Origin of the sequence: Aquincola tertiaricarbonis, assembly GCF_023573145.1 — a bacterium.
GTDB classification, from domain to species: Bacteria; Pseudomonadota; Gammaproteobacteria; order Burkholderiales; family Burkholderiaceae_C; genus Aquincola; species Aquincola tertiaricarbonis_B.
Genome location: NZ_CP097635.1, coordinates 2,588,416 through 2,606,426 on the forward strand (window position 1 = coordinate 2,588,416; position 18,011 = coordinate 2,606,426).

At 72.6% G+C, this 18,011-nt stretch carries 17 protein-coding genes; 6 read left to right on the forward strand and 11 right to left on the reverse strand.

The features are described from left to right. Positions 1 to 9: 9 nt before the first annotated feature. The 10 genes from MW290_RS11820 to MW290_RS11865 all read right to left on the reverse strand — a co-directional run bounded on the left by MW290_RS11820 (position 10) and on the right by MW290_RS11865 (position 12,012). Positions 10 to 1,239, reverse strand: a complete 1,230-nt coding sequence (locus tag MW290_RS11820) for a hypothetical protein (protein ID WP_250194849.1) — start codon at positions 1,237 to 1,239, stop codon at positions 10 to 12. After that, positions 1,236 to 2,036, reverse strand: a complete 801-nt coding sequence (locus tag MW290_RS11825) for a hypothetical protein (protein WP_250194850.1) — start codon at positions 2,034 to 2,036, stop codon at positions 1,236 to 1,238. Before MW290_RS11825 ends, MW290_RS11820 begins: the two co-directional genes overlap by 4 nt. After that, the gene (locus MW290_RS11830) at positions 2,033 to 2,890 is read right to left on the reverse strand and encodes a YaiO family outer membrane beta-barrel protein (RefSeq protein WP_250194851.1); all 858 of its coding nucleotides are present in this window, start codon (positions 2,888 to 2,890) and stop codon (positions 2,033 to 2,035) included. Before MW290_RS11830 ends, MW290_RS11825 begins: the two co-directional genes overlap by 4 nt. 3 nt (positions 2,891 to 2,893) lie before the next feature. Continuing rightward, on the reverse strand, positions 2,894 to 4,081 hold the full coding sequence (gene wecB / locus MW290_RS11835; RefSeq protein WP_250194852.1) for a non-hydrolyzing UDP-N-acetylglucosamine 2-epimerase: 1,188 nt from the start codon (positions 4,079 to 4,081) through the stop codon (positions 2,894 to 2,896). A 48-nt stretch (positions 4,082 to 4,129) separates the two neighbouring features. Then, positions 4,130 to 6,025 carry a polysaccharide deacetylase family protein gene (locus MW290_RS11840; RefSeq protein WP_250194853.1) on the reverse strand — a complete coding sequence of 632 codons (1,896 nt, stop codon included), beginning with the start codon at positions 6,023 to 6,025 and terminating at the stop codon, positions 4,130 to 4,132. Continuing rightward, positions 6,025 to 7,182 (reverse strand): polymer-forming cytoskeletal protein, encoded by a 1,158-nt coding sequence (locus MW290_RS11845; protein WP_250194854.1) that lies wholly within the window; start codon positions 7,180 to 7,182, stop codon positions 6,025 to 6,027. Before MW290_RS11845 ends, MW290_RS11840 begins: the two co-directional genes overlap by 1 nt. A 3-nt stretch (positions 7,183 to 7,185) precedes the next feature. Beyond that, a complete protein-coding gene (locus tag MW290_RS11850; RefSeq protein WP_250194855.1) occupies positions 7,186 to 8,583 on the reverse strand; it encodes a glycosyltransferase family 2 protein in 1,398 nt (465 codons plus the stop codon). A gap of 223 nt (positions 8,584 to 8,806) precedes the next feature. Next, positions 8,807 to 9,598 (reverse strand): aldolase, encoded by a 792-nt coding sequence (locus tag MW290_RS11855; protein WP_250194856.1) that lies wholly within the window; start codon positions 9,596 to 9,598, stop codon positions 8,807 to 8,809. A 147-nt stretch (positions 9,599 to 9,745) separates the two neighbouring features. Next, positions 9,746 to 10,729, reverse strand: a complete 984-nt coding sequence (locus MW290_RS11860; protein WP_250194857.1) for a tripartite tricarboxylate transporter substrate binding protein BugE — start codon at positions 10,727 to 10,729, stop codon at positions 9,746 to 9,748. Further along, complete coding sequence (locus tag MW290_RS11865; RefSeq protein WP_375142752.1) at positions 10,729 to 12,012, reverse strand: alpha-hydroxy acid oxidase; 1,284 nt, start codon at positions 12,010 to 12,012, stop codon at positions 10,729 to 10,731. Before MW290_RS11865 ends, MW290_RS11860 begins: the two co-directional genes overlap by 1 nt. A gap of 108 nt (positions 12,013 to 12,120) precedes the next feature. Here MW290_RS11865 and MW290_RS11870 point away from each other — a divergent pair, with 108 nt between their 5' ends. From MW290_RS11870 to trxC, 5 genes are all read left to right on the forward strand, one after another. Beyond that, entirely contained in the window at positions 12,121 to 13,020 is a 900-nt protein-coding gene (locus MW290_RS11870) for a LysR family transcriptional regulator (protein WP_250194859.1), read from the forward strand. Positions 13,021 to 13,145: 125 nt separating this feature from the next. Beyond that, positions 13,146 to 13,715 (forward strand): hypothetical protein, encoded by a 570-nt coding sequence (locus tag MW290_RS11875; protein ID WP_250194860.1) that lies wholly within the window; start codon positions 13,146 to 13,148, stop codon positions 13,713 to 13,715. 80 nt (positions 13,716 to 13,795) lie between these two features. Further along, complete coding sequence (locus MW290_RS11880) at positions 13,796 to 14,290, forward strand: hypothetical protein (RefSeq protein WP_250194861.1); 495 nt, start codon at positions 13,796 to 13,798, stop codon at positions 14,288 to 14,290. A gap of 80 nt (positions 14,291 to 14,370) precedes the next feature. Further along, complete coding sequence (locus MW290_RS11885; RefSeq protein ID WP_375142839.1) at positions 14,371 to 15,498, forward strand: MFS transporter; 1,128 nt, start codon at positions 14,371 to 14,373, stop codon at positions 15,496 to 15,498. A 62-nt stretch (positions 15,499 to 15,560) separates the two neighbouring features. Beyond that, complete coding sequence (trxC, locus tag MW290_RS11890) at positions 15,561 to 15,983, forward strand: thioredoxin TrxC (protein ID WP_375142753.1); 423 nt, start codon at positions 15,561 to 15,563, stop codon at positions 15,981 to 15,983. Positions 15,984 to 16,026: 43 nt separating this feature from the next. Here trxC and MW290_RS11895 read toward each other — a convergent pair whose 3' ends face one another. After that, complete coding sequence (locus MW290_RS11895) at positions 16,027 to 16,212, reverse strand: hypothetical protein (RefSeq protein ID WP_250194863.1); 186 nt, start codon at positions 16,210 to 16,212, stop codon at positions 16,027 to 16,029. A gap of 206 nt (positions 16,213 to 16,418) precedes the next feature. Here MW290_RS11895 and MW290_RS11900 point away from each other — a divergent pair, with 206 nt between their 5' ends. Beyond that, positions 16,419 to 17,972, forward strand: a complete 1,554-nt coding sequence (locus MW290_RS11900; protein WP_250194864.1) for a methyl-accepting chemotaxis protein — start codon at positions 16,419 to 16,421, stop codon at positions 17,970 to 17,972. Positions 17,973 to 18,011: the final 39 nt, after the last annotated feature.

Consider the following 18,011-nt stretch of genomic DNA (forward strand, 5'->3'; position numbering starts at 1 on the left):
GGTGTGTTGTCAGGGTGGGGTGAGGGGGGTGGTCACCGGCTCGGCCAGCCACAGCAGCCACAGCAGGTCGCCGATGTGGAAGGGCGGCGCGAAGCCCGCCGGCCCCAGCCAGGCGCTGCGGGCGCGGGCCAACCACGCGCGGGCGCGGGCCTCGTCGCCGGTGCAGCGGGCAGCCACCGCCGCTGCCGGCCACCAGAAGCCGTCGGGGTCGACGCTGCGGGCGCTCCAGTCGGGCGGGGACTGCTGCCAGGCGTCGATGGCGCGGCGCCAGGCCTCGGTGTTGCGCGCGGCATCGCCCACGCCCCACAGCAGCGGCCAGGCCTGGGCCATGGTGTCGGGGTACCAGCGCGGCGGCCGCGGCCTGGCCGGCGTGCCCAGGCTCACGCGCCACCAGCCGGTGTCGGCCTGCCACAGCCGGTCCTGCATCGCGCTGGCCAGGCGCGCGGCCATCTCTTCCTGGCGGCGCTGGCCGGCTTCGTCGCCCCACAGCGCGCGCAGCAGCCGGCCCCAGGCGCGGCGCGCGGCCAGCACCTCCACCTGGTCCATGGTGTAGACCACCCGGTGCAGCGGGCGCGCCAGCGTCAGCGCGTCGCCCAGCGTCAGCCGCTCGATGGCGGCGGCGGCCTGCGCCATCGCATTGCGCACCGGCGCTTCGGCCAGCACCGGGTGGCCGCCCTGGCGCAGCACCGCATCGGCCACCAGCAGCAGCGAAGCGGCGGTGCTGTCGTCGGCGTCCACGTGCTGGCACAGCCCGCGGGCCAGGTCGGGCGGGCAGGTGGTGGCGGTGGAAAGGTCGTCGCGCACCCAGTGGTCGAACACGATGCCGGCGCCACTGCCGCTGGTGGCCGCATGGCGTGCCTGCCAGCGCAACCAGTCGGCCGCCAGCGGCAGCGTGGCCGCCGGCGCCACCGCCAGCGCACCCAGCACCGCCAGGTTGGCCTGGTAGGCCGAGACCTGCTGCCATGCGCGGCCGGCGCCGTCCACATGGCCGGCGGCCAGGCTGTTGCGCAGCGCGCCGTGCTTGGGCTGGCCGGGCGCCTGCACTGCCAGCCGCTGCAGCGCCTGCAGCGCGGCATCGCGCAGCGCCGGCTCCACCAGCGGCGTGGTGGCGCAGCCGCCTTCCACCGGCACGGCGGCCAGTGCGGTGGCGGCAGCGGCCAGCCAGGCCACCAGGCCGGCGGCCAGCGCGCGCAGCCGCGCCGGGTGGCGCGGCTGCACGGAGCGGCGGCGCTGTGTCATGCGAGGTCCATGGCCGGGCGCCGCCAGCTCATGCCCCAGCCGTACAGCGCCACGAAGCCCAGGATGGGCAGCATCACGCCGCCCAGCAGGTGCAGCACCGGCATGGCCACCAGGCCCAGCAGGTGTACCAGCGCCGCATGGCAGGCGTACTGCAGCGGCGTGAGCACCAGCACGAAAAGCAGCGTCACCAGCGTGAGCGCCACACGGTGCCACCAGGCCACCGGGAAGATGTAGAAGGTGGCCAGGTGCAGCCAGGGCGTCAGCAGCATCAGCATCCAGGCCTGGCGCAGGCCGCTGCCCACGTGGCTGCGCACCGAGTGCGGGAAGCTGGCCGGCCACAGCACGAAATACAGCAGCGCGGCGCCGTGCGTCAGCGCCACGAAGCGCAGCAGGAAGGTGGCCGGCCGCGCCGCATCGGGCAGCCGCCCCGGCAGCCACCACAGCAGCACCAGCGCCACCGCATGGGCCAGCACGGCCAGGCCGCCCATGCCGCGCAGCCGCACTTCCAGCGCGGGTACGGCCAGCGTGGCCAGCTCGCCGCCGCCCACGGCCGGGGTGAACTCACCGGGCAGGGCCAGACCGCGCATCCACCACAGCAGCACCTGGCTCCAGGTCTGGGCCACCCAGGGTTGCAGCTTCAACAGCGCCAGCGTGAAGGCCACGGCCAGCGCCGCACCCGCCAGCACCCGTCCCGGCGGCAGGCGCAGGCTGCGGATGGAACGGTGCGGCAGGATGGTGCCGCCGCGGTGGCCACGGCGATGCAGGTCAGTCGCTGAAGCGTTGGACAGGGGGTTCACCATTGGTAGAAGAGGCCCAGGCTCAGGGAGGTGCGGCGGTAACCGCCGGAGCTGCCGTTGACGTATTGCTCACCCATGGCCGTCATGCCCCACAAGGGCCCCAGCCACAGCCGCCCGGACAGGCTGACGGAGTGGCTCGGAAAGTTGGCGATCTGGCGTTCCGGGCCCACCGCCTGGTAGGCCTCGCGGCCGCGCGACCAGCGCAGGCTGAGGTAGTAGTCGCCTTCCGCGCCCTGGGTGGCCGCCAGGTAGGGCATGGCCGATCGCACGCGACCGGGCTGGCTGGTGTTGAGCACGGTGCCCAGCTCGACCGACCAGCCGCCGGGCAAGTAGGCCGCGCCCGAGACGCGCCAGCCGCCATCGCTGCGACCCCCTTCGTAGCGCGCGTCGTACCAGCCCAGCCGGGTGACCCAGGCCAGCCGCTCGCCCCACGCCCGGCCCACGTCCAGGTCGAGCCGGCGCTGCGCCCAGATGGGCCCGCCGTGGCCGGCCGCGAAGGCCGCCGAGACGTTCCAGCGGGGCGACAGCACATGGGTGTAGCCGAGGGCCACCAGGCCGCCATGGGCGCCGAAGCGCCGCTCGTCCAGCAGCTCGCCGCGCAGCACATGGCCGCCCTGCAGCGCCCAGCTGCCGCGTACCTGCTCGGCCCGGCCGTCGGGATAGTGGCCGGTCAGTCGGTTGCTGGTGTGCGCCACCTCCAGCATGCGGCTGGCGCCGATTTCCGGCGCCGGCGGTCCGTCCTCCAGCGGCGGTTCCAGCGTCTGGGCGCAGGTGGGCAGCAGGCCGGCCAGCAGGGCGCAGGCGGCCAGCCCTCGGGCAGCCGCCTGCAGGCGCGGAAACGGGCCGGCGCTCAATCTTCACGCCGCCACGGCCAGGTCCTGGCGCAGCACCTCGGCGATGCGGGCCGCGGTGCGGCCGTCGCCGAAGGGGTTGACCGCGTCGCGCATGCGCTGCAGCGCGGCGGGCTTGGCCAGCAGCTGGCCCACGCGGGCCACGATGCGGGCGGTGTCGGTGCCCACCAGTTCGCCGGCGCCGGCCTCGATCAGCTCGGGCCGCTCGGTGGTGTTGCGCAGCACCAGCACCGGGGTGGAGAGGGCGGCGCCTTCTTCCTGGATGCCGCCCGAATCGGTGAGCGCCAGCACGCTGTGCCGCAGGCACCACAGCAACGCGGGGTAGTCCAGCGGCGGGCACAGCGTCAGGCGGCTGGCCAGGGGCGGGGGCAGCTGGCCCAGCTCGCCGCGCACGGTGTCGGCCACCGCGGGATTGCCGTGCACCGGCCAAACCACCATCAGCTCGGGGTGCTGCGCCAGCAGCTGCGCCACCGCGCGTGCCACGTCGCGGATGCCGTCGCCCCAGTTCTCGCGGCGGTGGGCCGTCACCGTCACCAGCGGCCGGCCGCCCAGCTGGGTGCGCAGGCCGTCGATGTCGGGCGGCAGCACCGGCCGGCCTTGGTCCAGCAGCGCGCCCAGGCGATCGCAGCCGCCCAGTGCCGCGTCCACCGCGGTGTTGCCCACCATGTGGATCTGCGCCGTGGCGATGCCTTCGGCCCGCAGGTTGGCCGCGGCGCCGGGGGTGGGCGAGAAGTGCCAGTGCGCCAGGCGCGCGGTCAGCTCACGGTTCTTTTCTTCCGGGAAGGGCTCGCGCGCATTGAAGGTGCGCAGCCCGGCTTCCACATGGCCGATGGGCACGTCCAGGTAGAAGGCGGCCTGCGCCGAAGCCCAGGTGCTGGTGGTGTCGCCATGCACCAGCACCGCCTGCGGCTGTGCGGACTCGAACACCTCGGTCAGCTGCTCCAGCAGCAGGCTGTTGAGGTGGGCCAGGCGGCCGTTGCGGCGCTCCAGCGTCACGCGGTAGGCGGGCGCGATGCCGAAGAACTCGTACAGCGTTTCGGCCATGTCGCCGTGCTGGCCGGTGTGCACCCAGGCCACCGGCAGGCCGGCGGCGCGCAAGGCGTCGTAGAGCGGGGCCATCTTGATGATCTCGGGGCGGGTGCCGACCGAGATGAGCACGGGGCGGGCGGCGTCGGGGCGGGTGGGCGCAAGCATGGGTACGGCAGGGGGTACGGCAGAGGGAGGGCGGGGAGGGTCAGGGCCTCAGTGCGCGGCCGCCAGCAGGGGCAGCCGCAGTTCGAGTCGGGCGACGTCGCGGGCGGTGATGCGCCACTGCGCGCCTTCACGCACGATCTCGGCATCACCGGCCAGCAGCGCGGGCTGGCCATAGCGGCTGGCGGGCAGCAGCCAGCTCATGCTGCGCAGCGTGCGCGGGTGCTGCGCGGCCAGCCGCAGCGCGGCGCCAGCTTCAGGCTCCACCGACCAGTCCACCGCCAGCCGCTGGTTGGCGAACTCGGCATGGGCGGCCATGGTGGTCCAGCGCAGCTGGCCGGTGTCCACCAGCCGGCGGGTGTGGCGCAGCCAGCGCGAGAAGGCATCGGGGAAGATCGCGATGCCCGGCGGGTGGAAGTACACCAGCCGCACGGTGCGCTGCTGCGCGCAGTAGTCGGCCACGTCCACCAGCCAGGCGGCCACGTCGTCCTGCGGAATGCCGGCGGCGCTGGCTTCCTCGAAGGCGGCATAGGGCCCGTAGCTCAGCACCGGAAAGGCCCACATGTCGGGCGGGCTGCGTTGGCCGTCCTGGTAGCTGCGGGTGGGCGGCATGCCGATGTCGCCGGTGAAGTAGTAGGCATGGATGCCTTGCTCGCGCAGCCACGGTGTCACCCACGCCGGGTGCGTGCCGGTGGGGGCCGAGTACTCACGCACAGTGCGGCCGCTGGCCTTTTGCACCACGGCCGAGTTGCGCTCGATCAGCTCGACCGAGGCCTGCACCGACTGCGTTTCCACCAGGCGGCCGAAGCCGTTGTGGATCCAGCCGCCATGGCTGCCCACCTCGTCGCCGCGCTCGATGAAGCGCTTGACCCAGGCCTGCATCGCCGGGTTGTGGGCCAGGTCGATGCCGCCGCCGTCGCCAGGCACGTCCACGTCGGGGCCGGCGGTCAGGTGCATCGAGTAGGGGCCCTGCTCGAAGGCGCCCAGTGCGCCCAGTTTTTCCATCGCAGGCTCGGCGCGGGCCGAGTCGATGTGCCAGTTCATCACCAGCGCGCCGCGGGCATCGGGCATGGCCGACAGCTGCGGCAGGCCCACCAGTTCCTGCGCGAAGTAGCGCAGGAAGCTGTGCATGAAGAAACCGTCGGTGCGCAGCTTCAGGTAGGTGAGCGGCAGGTTGACGAACAGCACCTGGCCGCGGCCCGCCTGGCGCACGCCGGCCAGCACGGTGCTGCCTTCGCCGTGCATCAGCCGCTGGCCGGCGAAGGCACCTTCGGTGACGAACACCGGGTAGCGCAGGCGGCCGTAGGCATAGCTGGAGACGGCCAGTTCCTCACCGTCGATGGGCGCGGTCTGGGCCGAGGTGAGCGGGCTCTTGAGTTCCTCGCGCATCAGCTTGCCGGGTGGCAGCCGCAGCAGCGGCACGGCCACGGTGTCCATCCAGGCTTCCTGCTCGCGCAGCATGTGCTCGCGCATCTGGCCATAAAGGCCGTAGCGCACGCCGGCCAGGGCCGACAGCCGCGACTGCACCGGGTGGTAGTGGCCGTCCAGATCGGCGATGCCGGCGTCGTGCACCAGCATCAGCGCGGCGCCGGCTTCCACCTGCGCCTGCAAGGCTTCCACCAGCGCATCGTTCATCTGGCGGTGCACCGAGTCGGGCACGATCACGGCCGCCGCCTGCTCGCCGGCCAGCGGTCGCAGCAGTGAAGAAGCCGGGCGCACCACCAGCGGAAAGCCGGTTTCTTCGGCCGCGTCGCGCCAGGCGCGCACCCGCACGTCGTCGTCCGACAGGCCATCCGGCACCAGCAGCGTGAGGTGGGTGGGCACGGTGGGCGCAGCGCGCCACCAGGCGGCCAGCGCGAAGGTGGCGGCGGCCGCGAGGGCGGCCAGCACCGCCAGCCCCAGCAGCCAGGGCAGGCGGCGTGTGCCGGGCAGGGCAGCGGTGGCCATCAGGCGGCCGCCTTCAGGTCGGGCGGGAGGGTGGGCGACAGGGCGGGCTGGGGCGGCACCGGGTTCGCCGAGGCCACGCCAGGGCTGCCGCTCAGCGCCAGGCCTTGCTCGCCAGCCCACACGGTGCCGTGCACCACCACGCCCTCGGCCACCTCGATGTGCGGCGCGGTGACGGTGGCCGGCCGGCCCGGCAGGCCGATGCGGCAGCCGCGGCCCAGCCGCACCGCGGTCTCTGAGGCCACGACGCCTTGCACCAGGCAGCCTTCGCCCAGCTCGATCGCGCCTTCGGCGATCACATGCCCGTCGATGCGGGTGCCGGCGCCTGCGGTCAGCGTGCGACGGGCCTTCAGGCTGCCGCGGGCATGGCAGCCTTCGCCCAGCTGCACCTGCCCCATGCCCACCAGGTCGCCCTGCCAGCCATGGCGGGGCGGCATCCGCAGGTCGGCATGGGCCACGCCGCGGCCCGCGCCCGCATGCCATTCGATGGGCAGCGTGGCATCGGGCTGCGGCAGCACGGCCGGCACCTCCGGCTCGGGCGGCAGCGGCGCGCCGAACTGCAGCAGCGGCGCATGCAGCAGCTGGAAGCGGGCTTGCCCGAGCAGGGTCAGGCGCTGCTGCGCGGTGCAGCGGCCGTGGATGGCGGCGCCTTCAGCCACCACCACGTCGTGGCCATGGGCCCAGCGCAGCACCTGGCTGCCTTCGGCCAGCCACAGCTGGCGCCCGGCCAGCAGCGCGCGGTAGGTGGCGCCTTTGGCGGAGCGCAGGTCGTCGTCGGCCGCCACCTCGGCATGGAAGGCGATGTGCGCCGGCAGCTGCACGCTGCCGGCCGCCGACCACAGGCGCTGGCTGCGGCCGCGGGCCTGCTCGTCGGCCGTCAGCGGCCAGGGGTGGCCGGCCGGCCCTGCGGTCTGCGCGGCCTCGGCCAGCCGCACCAGGGGCTGGTCGTTCAGGTGGTCGGCGCTCTCGCGCAGGGCCTGCGCCAGCCGGTCGGCGAAGCGCCGGGCCAGCAGGTCGGGGTCGAGCGCGTCCTGCGCATCGATGTGCAGCGGCGTGGCGTCACGCGGGCGCCGCCACTCCCGCAGTGCGGGCAGCATCGGCAGCAACAGCACCAGGGCCGTCAGGCTGAACAGCGCCAGCCAGGTCATCGGCACCGTCATCGTTCAGGCCGGGGTCTGTCGTGAAGCAGGCGCGCGGTAGCGCACCGTCTTGTCCCACTGGAAGCCCTTGCCGGGCAGCCGGTCCAGCAGCACCTGCTCCAGCACGCCGCGGAAGATGGCCACCGCGCTGACCAGGAAGCCCAGCCAGTTGAAGGCCAGCAGCCGCACCCGCTGGTGCGAGCGGTCCAGGTGTACCGCGGCCGCGATCTCGAAGAAGGCCGCGAAGTTGCCCAGCGCGCTGTGCCCCATGAAGGCCAGCAGCAGCAGCGCCGGCGTGGTGACCTGGGCGGTGACGGTGAAGTACATCAGCAGGCTGATCACCCAGCCCAGCATCAGCAGCGGCGCCATCAGGTAGACGCCCAGCAGCAGCACGCCGTCCAGCCGCTCGGTGAGCGACAGGCCGCGGCAGCGCAGCAGGCCCAGGCTGTGGCGCACCATCGCCTGGTTGTGGCCCTTGGCCCAGCGCTTGATCTGCCGCACCCGCACCGCCCAGTTCTGCGGCACTTCCTCGTAGCACTCGGCGCGGTTGTGATACACGGTGCGCCAGCCGCCCAGCAGCAGCCGGTAGGTCAGGTCGGTGTCCTCGGCCAGCACGTCGTCGTGCCAGCCGCCCACCGCGCGCAATGCCGACAGGCGGATGCCGCCCACCGTGCCGCCGTACTGCGGCACCAGGCCCAGGTTCATGCGCGCCTGCTGGTCCACCTGGTAGCCGCCGGAGCGTTCCAGGTCCAGCAGCCGCGTCAGCAGGTTGGCGCCCACGTTGTCGGGGATCACGCGGCCCATCACCGCGCCCACCTCGGGGTCGGTGAAGGGCGCCATCAGGCGGCGGATCAGCCCGCGGGAGGGCAGGTAGTCGGCATCGAAGACGATGATGAAGTCGGTGTCCACCGTCTCGGTGGCGTCCTTCAGCGCCGCGGCCTTGCCGGGCTTGCCGCCGGTGCGGTGGAAGGGGCGGATGCGGCCGGGATGCCGGGCCACGCACTCGTCGATGATCTCGCGGGTGCGGTCGCTGGAGCGGTCGTTCACCGGCACCACCAGCATGCGGTCGGGCGGATAGTCCACGCCCATCAGGTTCTCCAGGCAGCCGGCGATCACCGCCTCTTCGTTGTGGGCGGCCACGAAGATGGTCACGCGCGGCCAGTCGGCGCTGACGATGCTGGCGTACGGATGCCGCTGCGTGCCGAACAGCCGGTTGATGGAAAACAGGTAGTGGCGCAGCGTGTAGACGGCCAGCAGGCCCAGCAGCAGCGTCATGCCGCCGGCCAGGCCCCAGGCCCAGGTGCTGCCCATGGGGCTGGCCAGGCGCACGCTGGCAGCCTCGGTCGCACCCCACGCCCTCCACGGCAGGCAGCCCAGCGCCGCGCCCATGAGACCAGCGGCGCGCTGCGAATGATTCCCCATACAACTTCCCCAGGGGTCGCGGTCTGCCGGGCACAACGGAAAACGCCGGATGCGTTGGGCCGCGGTGCTGCGCTGGGCAGCCGTGACTTTTATGTCACTAATTGCCCGGGAATGTAAAAGTTAATCTCCAACCTGCCCACCGGTCGAGGTAGGGGATGGTCAAGCGGCGCAATTGGTACTAGCCACGAGTTGCGCCGGGGGGCGCAGGCTCGGCCGGCCGACGTCAGTGGTCGAAGTTCACCCCGTCGCGGCGCAGCACCCGCATCACGCTGGCCAGGTGGGCGCGGGCGCTGGCGGGGTCGCCTTCGCGCATCTGCAGATGGGTGCGGCGGGCCACGTCGTCGGCGATGGGCTTCAGGGGACGGCCGCTGGACATGGCCTTGAGCTGCACCTCGGCCGCGCGCTCCAGGTAGTACAGGTCGTCCCAGGCCTCGGCGATGTTGGGGCCGGTGACCATCACGCCGTGGTTTTGCATGAACAGCACGTCCGCGTCGCCCATGGCCGCGGCCAGGCGGTCGCCCTCGGCGTTGTCGAGTGCCAGCCCGTTGTAGTGCTCGTCCACCGCGATGCGGCCATGGAACTTCAGCGCCGTCTGCCCCGCGAACTGCAGCGGCGGGTCCTGCAGCATGGCCAGCGCGGTGGCATGGGGCATGTGGGTGTGGAAGGCGGCGCGCAGCCGCGGCTGCGCCAGGTGCAGCCGGGCATGGATGTAGAACGCGGTGGCCTCGGGCTGGCCTTGCCCCGCCAGCACGTGGCCGTGCAGGTCGCACACCAGCAGGCGGCTGGCGGTGATCTCCTCGAACGCCAGGCCGTAGGGGTTGACCAGGAACAGGTCGTCCCGACCCGGCAGCAGGGCCGAGAAGTGGTTGCAGATGCCTTCTGCCAGGCCCAGGCGCGCCGCAGCGCGGAAGCAGGCGGCCAGCTCCAGCCGGGCCTGGTGCACGGCGTCGGTGTCCAGATCGGGTGGGGCGGCGTGGGTGGGCAGCGGCGCGGCTGCGCTCAAGGTATGGGCCATGGTCTTGCTCCTTCGCGGCGGCATGGACCTTACCAGCCCATCGTGCGATTACCTGGTGGCGGTCCTGGACAAGCCGGTCGCTCAACGCTAAAGGGCCTTCGCCTGGCCATCATCGTGTCGGCCGTGCTTCAGGCGCAGGGCATCGCCTCACTCCAGCTTCAGGCCCTGCCGTTCCACCACCTCGCGGTACACCGCCAGCTCGGCGCGGATCTGCGCTGCGAAGGCCTCGGGGGTGTTGAGGATGAGCTGCGAGCCGGTGGCTTCGATGCGCTTCTTCACCTCGGGCTGGTCGGCCGCCTTGTGCACGGCGGCGGCCACCTTGTCCACCACGGAGCGCGGCAGGCCCTTGGGGCCGACGATGCCGTAGTAGGCCATGCGGTTGACCGGCTCGAAGCCCACTTCCTTGAAGGTGGGCGCATCGGGCAGCTGCGCCAGCCGCTGCGGCGCCGCCACCACGATGGGCACCAGCTGGCCCGACTTGATGAAGGGCAGGGCCGAGGGCAGGTTGTCGAACACCATGGCCACCTGGCCGGCCACGGTGTCGTTGAGCGCCGGGCCCGAGCCCCGGTAGGGGATGTGGGTGACGAAGGCGCCCGACAGGCTCTTGTACAGCTCCATCTGCATGTGGCCGATGGAGGCGGTGCCCGCGCTGCTGAAGCTGTACTTGCCCGGGCTGCGCCGCAGCAGCTGCAGGAAGCTGGCATGGTCACGCGCCGGAAAGCCCGGATGCACCGCGATCACGTTGGGCGTGGCCGCAATGTTGATGATGGGCGTGAAGTCGGCCAGCGGGTCGTAGCCGATGCGCCGGTTGATGGCCCGGCCCGAGGCCGTGGTGTACACGGTGGCCATGCCCAGCACATGGCCGTCGGCCGGCTGGCGGACGAGCTCCTGCGTGCCCAGCGCGCCACCGGCGCCGCCCTTGTTGTCGACGATCACGGTCTGGCCCAGCGCCTCGCCCAGGCCCTGGGCCACCACGCGGGCGATGATGTCGGTGGTGCCGCCGGCCGCAAAGGGCACGATCAGCCGCACCGGCTTGCTGGGCCAGGCCTGGGCCTGCGCTGCCGTGAGCCATAGGCCCGGTGCGCTGGCGGCCAGGGCCCAGCGCAGGCTGTCTCGGCGGGTGAGGTTCATCAGGCGTCTCCTTGTGGTTGCGAACGGTGGGCGGCGGGTGTCGGGACCAGCGGCCAGGGCAGGCGCCGGTCCAGCAGGTGTTGCGGGCCCAGCTGGTCGCAGCCGGTCAGGCCCAGCATGGCCAGGTTGCGGTCCACCTCCGCGCGCAGCAGCTCGATGGCTGCGGCCACGCCGGCCTGCCCGTCCACCGCCGCCGCATAGTTGAAGGGCCGGCCCACGAACACCGCCTGCGCGCCCAGCGCCAGGGCCTTGAGCACGTCGGTGCCGCGGCGCACGCCGCCGTCCAGCATCACCGTCATCGCGCTGCCGGCGGCTTCGGCAATGGCGGGCAGCACCCGCAACGGCGCCACCGCGCCGTCGAGCTGGCGGCCACCGTGGTTGCTGACGATCAGGCCGTCCACGCCATGGCGGCGGGCCTGCGCCGCATCGGCCGGGCTGAGGATGCCCTTGACCACCAGCGTGCCCTGCCACTGGCGGCGGATGCGCGCCAGGTGGCTCCAGTCGAAGTGGTCGCGCTCGGAGAAATCGCGCTGCACGCGCGACGACAGGATGGGCGCGCCGCGCTCGGCGAACGAGTTCTCGAAGTGCGGCATGCCGCGCTTGATCAGCGTGCGCAGCATCGTGCCGCACAGCCAGCGCGGGCGCGCCAGGCCGTCCCAGACCAGCCGCAGGCTGGGCCGCAGCGGCGTTGAAAAGCCGGCGCGCAAGTTGTTCTCCCGGTTGCCGGCCACCGGGATGTCCACCGTGACCACCAGCGTGCGCACCCGCGCGGCGGCCACGCGCTGCAGCAGCGCGCTGATGCGCTCGGGCGTGCCCGGCAGGTAGGCCTGGAACCAGGTGTCGGGCGCGGCTTGCATCACCTCTTCCAGCGGGGTGAGCGACGAGCCGCTGAGCACCGCCGGGATGCGGGCCTGCGCCGCCGCGCGGGCCAGTGCCACGTCGGCGCCATAGGCCGACAGCGCCGCGATGCCCATGGGCGCGATGCCGAAGGGGCTGGCGTAGCGCTGGCCGAACAGCGTGACGCCTTGCTGGCGCTGCGCCACGTTGCACAGCACGCGGGGTACCAGCGCCAGCTCGTCGAAAGCCTGCCGGTTGTCGGCCAGCGCCCGGTTGTCTTCGGCCGCGCCGCAGACATAGCCGAAGATCGGCCGCGGCAGCACGCACCGGGCCGCCGCCTCGAAGTCGTCCAGCGACAGCAGCTGCCGCGTGCGGCCGCTACGGCGTGTGCCCTGGAAGGCGGCCCAGGCATCGGGCGTGGAAAGCAGTGGGGTGGCGTCGGTCACGGCGGCGGCTTGCAAGGGTGGTGGTCGGGGCGCAGTGTGCGCAGCCCACATCGACCTGAAAAGCGAATTGATTCGACAATCTCCGTTCGCTTTTCCGAGAGTTTTCGAATGACGCTCAAGCAACTCGAGGCCTTTTACTGGGCCGCCACCTGCAGCAGCTTCGCGATGGCGGCCGAGCGGGTGCACCTGTCGGTGTCGTCGCTGTCCAAGCGCATCGCCGAGCTGGAAGCCTCGCTGGGCCAGCCGCTGTTCGACCGCAGCGGACGCCAGGCCGTGCTCACCGAGACGGGCCAGCGGCTGCTGCCGCAGGCCGCCGCGCTGCTGCAGCAGGCCGATGCGCTGCGCCAGGACATCGTGGGCGCTCCGGGTCTGCGCGGGCCCTGCCGCCTCGGCGTGGGGGAGCTCACCGCGCTCACCTGGCTGCCGCAGTGGGTGGCCGCCATCGGCCAGCAGCATCCCGCGCTGGTGGTGAGCGTGCAGGTGGACATTGGCGAGGTGCTGGCCGATCGGCTGGACCGCGGCGAGCTGGACGTGGCCGTGATCGCCGGCCGCTCACGCCGCGGCCGCCTGCGCTGCACGCCGCTGGCGCAGGCCAGCTTTCGCTGGTGCGCGGCGCCCGCGCTGGCGCGCCGGCTGCGGCACATGGACGCGGCGGCCTTGCGTGCGCAGCCGCTGGTCACGCTGCCGGCGGGCTCCGGCATCACGCCCATCGTCGACGAGTGGCTGGAGCAGGCCCAGGCGCGGGCCGACCGCCGCATCGTCTGCAACCACTGGGGCGCCATCGTCGGCCTGCTGGCGCAAGGCCTGGGCGTGGGCCTGCTGCCCGATGGCTGGGCCACGGCGCTGCAGCAGCGGGGCGTGCTGCGCGCGCTGCGCAGCCCGGTGGCGCTGGGGTCGCTGGACTATGCCCTGCACAGCCGCCGTGACGACCTGCGGCCGCTGGTGCCTCAGCTGCGCGATGCAGCGCGGCAGGTCGCCGACTTCTCGGTGACGGGCGGCGCGTTCTGAGGCGCTTCAGCCCGCGCCTGTACCGCATTGATGAGCTGTACTCATAAGCCATATCGACCGGCAGCGGCTACTCAAGCGGGCCGCCACGCTTCACCATGCGGGCTGGCAACAGGAAGTAGACAGGCATGGCCATCCGCGACACGGCAGCACTCCAGGCAGGCGATGCGCCATCGCCCGAACGTCGCCGCACCCTCCGCACGGTGGCCGCGCTGGCGGCAGCGCCGCTCACCGCCCTGTGGCCCGGGCGCGCCGCATGGGCCCACCACGGCTGGTCCGGCTTTGACACCAGCCGCCTGACCTACATCGCCGGCCGGGTGTCGTCGGCAGGCACCTGGGGCAATCCGCATTCGCTGTTCGACCTGGCGCTGGATGCCGAGCTGCCGGCCCGCATGCCGGACCTGGCCATTCCCAAGGAGCTGCAGCACCCCGAGGACAGCAGCCGGGTGCGCGCCGCGCCGGCCTACCGGGGCCCGCACCGGGGGCTGCAGATCATCATCGCGCCGCCTGCATGGTCGGGCCCCTGGGGTCTTGCCCGTGCACTGAAGGTGGGTGAGCGCGTGCAGGCGGTGGGTTATGTGAACCGCAGCGACGACCACTTGTTCCGCCCGGTGGTGTTCTGGTGGGGCGATGAGGCGGTGCCCGTGAACCAGGTGCTGGGCAACACGCTGCCGGTGCGCGCGCCGCTGCCCCGGTAACCCGACCTGCGCCGCATTCCCCGCGGCGCGTGCGGCGCACGTCGCCGCCCCCGTCGCTGCCGCCTCACCCTGGATCGTTCATGCCAGAACTGCTGACCGTGCTGCTGACGCAGCTGCAAGCCTCTTCGCTCGGCGCCGCGGTGCGTGGCACCGAGCACCTTTATCCCGTGCTGGAAACCTTGCACATCCTGGGCATCGCGCTGCTGGTGGGCCCGGCCTTCGCGTTCGATCTTCTGGTGCTGGGCGCCGGCCGGCGGCTGGTGCCGCTCACGGCCGCCGGGCGCCTGCTGCTGCCGCTGGCGCGTGTGGGCTTTACGGTGGCCGTCGTCACCGGCATCGCCTTGCTCAGCGCGCAGGCCACCGTGGTGGCGGCCAGCGCCGCGGCGCCCTGGAAGCTGGGCCTGCTGGTGCTGGCCATGGCCAACGTGGGGGTGTTCCATGCCGGCGTCTATCGCCGGGTGCATGCCTGGATGGATGCCGCCGCGGCCCCCGCGGCCGCCCGCGCCGGGGCGCTGGTGTCCATGCTCTTGTGGACGGGCGTCATCTTCGCCGGCCGCTTCCTCGCCTACCTCTGACAAAGACCTTCGACATGCTCGTTCAAGCCAGCCCGGCCACGGCCACGCGCGGCCCTGCGGCCTGGAGCGCCGTTCATGCGATGGCGCTGTGCGTGTTCGCCCTCATCGCCTCGGAGTTCATGCCGGTCAGCCTGCTGTCGCCGATGGCGGCGGACCTCGGCATCACCGAGGGCATGGCGGGCCAGGGCATTGCCATCTCGGGGGCCTTCGCGGTGCTCACCAGCCTGTGCATCGCGCGACTGGCAGCGCGCATGAACCGCAAGACGCTGCTGCTGGCGCTCACTGCCTTGATGGCGGTGTCGGGCGCCGTGGTCGCGATGGCGGCCAACCACGCGGTCTACATGCTGGGCCGTGCCTTGATCGGCGTGGTGATCGGTGGCTTCTGGTCGCTGTCGGCGGCCACCGCCATGCGGCTGGTGCCCGCCGAGCAGGTGCCGCGCGCGCTGGCCATCTTCAATGGCGGCAACGCCTTGGCCACGGTGGTGGCCGCGCCGCTGGGCAGCTGGCTTGGCGCGGTGGTGGGTTGGCGGGGCGCCTTCCTGTGCCTGGTGCCGGTGGCGCTGGTGGCGCTGCTGTGGCAATGGATCAGCCTGCCCGACATGCCGGCCGATCGCCGCGCGTCTTCGCCTGGCGCCGTGTTCCGGGTGCTGGCCCGCCCGCCCGTGGCCTGGGGCATGGCGGCCTGCGGTGCATTCTTCCTGGGGCAGTTCGCGCTCTTCACCTATGTGCGCCCGTTCCTGGAGACGGTCACGCACATCGGGGTGGGCCAGCTGTCGGGGGTGCTGCTGGCCATGGGCGTGGCCGGCTTCGTCGGCACGCTGCTCATCGGCGGCGTGTTGAAGCGGGGCCTGTACCGCACGCTGGTGGCCATTCCGGTGCTGATGGCCCTGCTGGCCGTGGCGCTGGTGCCCGCGGGCCCCAGCGCAGGGGTGGTCGTGGCCTTGCTGGCGCTGTGGGGCCTGCTGGCCACGGCTGCCCCGGTGGGTTGGTGGAGCTGGGTGGCGCAGGCCATGCCGCAGGACGCAGAAGCCGGCGGGGGCTTGATGGTGGCGGTGATCCAGCTGTCCATCGCCGTGGGTTCCACGCTGGGCGGGCTCTTGTTCGACGGCAGCGGCTACCGCAGCACTTTCCTGGCCAGTGCCGCGGTGCTGCTGCTGGCGGCCGCCCTGGCCATGCAGACGGCGCGCGCGCGGGCACGGCCTCTTTAAGTGGCGGCGAGGGGCCTGATATGCAGGCCAGGTCCACTGCACCAGCCCTGCTGAAGTCCGCCATGCTCCTCGTCTGCCCCCACTGCGGCACCCGCAACCGCGTACCGCCGGAACGCCTGGCCGAAGACCCCAGCTGCGGCCGTTGCGGCCAGCCGGTGGCGCCGCGCCATCCGGTGGCCCTGGGCGATGCCGACCTGCCCCGCTACCTGCAAGGCACCGAGGCGCCGGTGGTGGTGGACTTCTGGGCTGCCTGGTGCGGCCCCTGCCGCTCTTACGCGCCGCACTTCGCGCAACTGGCCACGCAGCGGCCTGAACTGCGCTTCGTGAAGGTGGACAGCGATGCGGCGCCGCAAGCCAGCGCGGCGATGCAGATCCGCAGCATTCCCACCACCTTGTTATTCGTCGGTGGCCGCGAAGTGGCCCGCCAGAGCGGTGCGATGACGGCCGCGCAGCTGGCGGCCTGGTTGGACGGCGCCCTGCGTTGAGCGGCCCGCGCGGCCTGGTATTGCGAGAACCTGCAGCGCTTGATCAACCGCGCGTGGGAAAGTGCGAGACCCGCGCCACGCTGGGCAGCAGCCGGCGCGGCGGCGTCGGCGCGCGGGGGCGTTGGTCGGCTTTGGCGGCCACGGGGCGCAGGTGGGCGCGGCAGCTGGGGCAGGCGTGCACCAGGGAGCTGACGACGTCGGTGCAGGCGGGGCAACGGATCAGGGCCATGGGGGTACTCCGGTCATTCGCTGGCCGCAGGATGGCAGCGGACGGTTGCTCCAGCCATCGCCCGAACGCAGGCCCCGCAAAGCGGGGTGAGGGTTTGTGCGGGTGGCTCGGGTGCTGGCAGCCAGGCCGGTCGTGCCAATTTTTGCGTCTCAGGTTGTTCAAGGCACGGATCGATAAACCCGGTCAGTAGTTCCGCAAGGGGTTGTATGTCGTCGATCTCCCGCTGGCGCCTGCGTACGCGCCTCCTGGCCGGCTTTGCCGTGGTGTTGGTGCTTGGCCTGCTGGTGGCGGCGCTGCAGGCTTGGACGCTGCGCGCGGCGGTGGCTTCGCAGCGCACGATGTACGAAGACCGCACGCTGCCGCTGAACCACCTGGGCGAGATCCATTACCTGGTGGCCCGCATGCGGGTGCTGCTGTCCGACGCCTTGCTGGCGGCCGACCCCGCCAACACCACCCAGCGCCTGACCCAGTACGCCAGCGCCCGCGGCAAGGCCGATGCGACCTGGCAGCGCTACCTGGGCGGCGCCCAGACGGCGGAGGAAAAGCAGCTGGCGGCCAAGGCGCTGCATCACTTCCGCACCTTGCTGGACGCCGGCTATGAGCCGGTGGCCCAGGCGCTGGCCAGGGGCGATGCGCCGGCCGCCCTGCAGTTGATGAAGTCGCAGGTCAGCCCCTTGTCGCCCCCGGTGGTGGACAGCGTCGAGCAGCTCATGGGTCTGCAGGCGCGGGTCGCCGCCGACGAGTACCAGGGCTCCCAGGCCCGGGCGCACACGATGGGCTGGTACAGCGGCGTCGGCATCGGGCTGATGGTCCTGCTGAGCGTGGCCATTGCGCTGGTCATCACCCGCAGCGTGCTGCAGGCCCTGGGCGACGAGCCCGCGTCGCTGGCCGCGGCGGCCAGCCGCATCGCCGGGGGTGACCTGTCGCGCGACGACCGTGCCCCAGCGCGGCCGGGCAGTGTGCTGGCCTCGATGCAGGCGATGCGTGAGGGCCTGGTGCAGGTGGTGCAGGCGGTGCGCAGCGGCGTGGAGGAGGTGGCCACCGCCAGCCACCAGATTGCGCAGGGCACGCAGGACTTGTCGAGCCGCACCGAGCAGCAGGCGGCCAGCTTGCAGGAGACGGCCGCCTCGATGGAGCAGCTGACGGGCGCGGTGCGCAACGGCGCCGACAACACGCAGCAGGCATCGCAGCTGGCCGGCCAGGCCACCGACGTGGCGCGGCGAGGGGGTGGCGCGGTGCAGCAGGTGGTGAGCACGATGGCCGAGATCCGCCAGTCCAGTGGCCGCATCGGCGACATCACCAGCGTGATCGATGGCATTGCCTTCCAGACCAACATCCTGGCGCTCAACGCGGCGGTCGAAGCGGCCCGTGCGGGCGAGGCCGGGCGCGGCTTTGCGGTGGTGGCATCCGAAGTGCGCACGCTGGCCCAGCGCAGCGCGGCAGCCGCCAAGGAGATCCGCATGCTGATCGACGAATCGGCGTTGCGCGTCGCCTCGGGCGCCGCGCTGGTGGACGGCGCCGGCCGCACCATCGAGGAGGTGGTGGCCCAGGTGGTGCGCGTGGCCGGTCTCATCGACGAGGTGTCGCATGCAGCGGGCGAGCAGCGCCAGGGCATCGAGCAGGTGGGCCTGGCCGTGAGCCAGCTGGACCAGACCACGCAGCAGAACGCGGCGCTGGTGGAGGAATCGGCCGCCGCCGCGGAGAGCCTGCGCCGGCAGGCCGATGCGCTGTCGCAGGCGGTGGCGGTGTTCCGGTTGTGATGGCCGGTGCGCCGGCTCAGCGCGGCCGCAGGTCGTTGT

Coding starts and splice junctions, on each gene's coding strand:
- MW290_RS11855 (WP_250194856.1), bottom strand. CDS start 9,598: ATGGCCCATACCTTGAGCGCAGCCGCGCCGCTGCCCACCCACGCCGCC.
- MW290_RS11870 (WP_250194859.1), top strand. CDS start 12,121: ATGACGCTCAAGCAACTCGAGGCCTTTTACTGGGCCGCCACCTGCAGC.
- MW290_RS11900 (WP_250194864.1), top strand. CDS start 16,419: ATGTCGTCGATCTCCCGCTGGCGCCTGCGTACGCGCCTCCTGGCCGGC.
- MW290_RS11850 (WP_250194855.1), bottom strand. CDS start 8,583: ATGGGGAATCATTCGCAGCGCGCCGCTGGTCTCATGGGCGCGGCGCTG.
- wecB (WP_250194852.1), bottom strand. CDS start 4,081: ATGCTTGCGCCCACCCGCCCCGACGCCGCCCGCCCCGTGCTCATCTCG.
- MW290_RS11845 (WP_250194854.1), bottom strand. CDS start 7,182: ATGACGGTGCCGATGACCTGGCTGGCGCTGTTCAGCCTGACGGCCCTG.
- trxC (WP_375142753.1), top strand. CDS start 15,561: ATGCTCCTCGTCTGCCCCCACTGCGGCACCCGCAACCGCGTACCGCCG.
- MW290_RS11840 (WP_250194853.1), bottom strand. CDS start 6,025: ATGGCCACCGCTGCCCTGCCCGGCACACGCCGCCTGCCCTGGCTGCTG.
- MW290_RS11820 (WP_250194849.1), bottom strand. CDS start 1,239: ATGACACAGCGCCGCCGCTCCGTGCAGCCGCGCCACCCGGCGCGGCTG.
- MW290_RS11880 (WP_250194861.1), top strand. CDS start 13,796: ATGCCAGAACTGCTGACCGTGCTGCTGACGCAGCTGCAAGCCTCTTCG.
- MW290_RS11875 (WP_250194860.1), top strand. CDS start 13,146: ATGGCCATCCGCGACACGGCAGCACTCCAGGCAGGCGATGCGCCATCG.
- MW290_RS11895 (WP_250194863.1), bottom strand. CDS start 16,212: ATGGCCCTGATCCGTTGCCCCGCCTGCACCGACGTCGTCAGCTCCCTG.
- MW290_RS11860 (WP_250194857.1), bottom strand. CDS start 10,729: ATGAACCTCACCCGCCGAGACAGCCTGCGCTGGGCCCTGGCCGCCAGC.
- MW290_RS11885 (WP_375142839.1), top strand. CDS start 14,371: ATGGCGCTGTGCGTGTTCGCCCTCATCGCCTCGGAGTTCATGCCGGTC.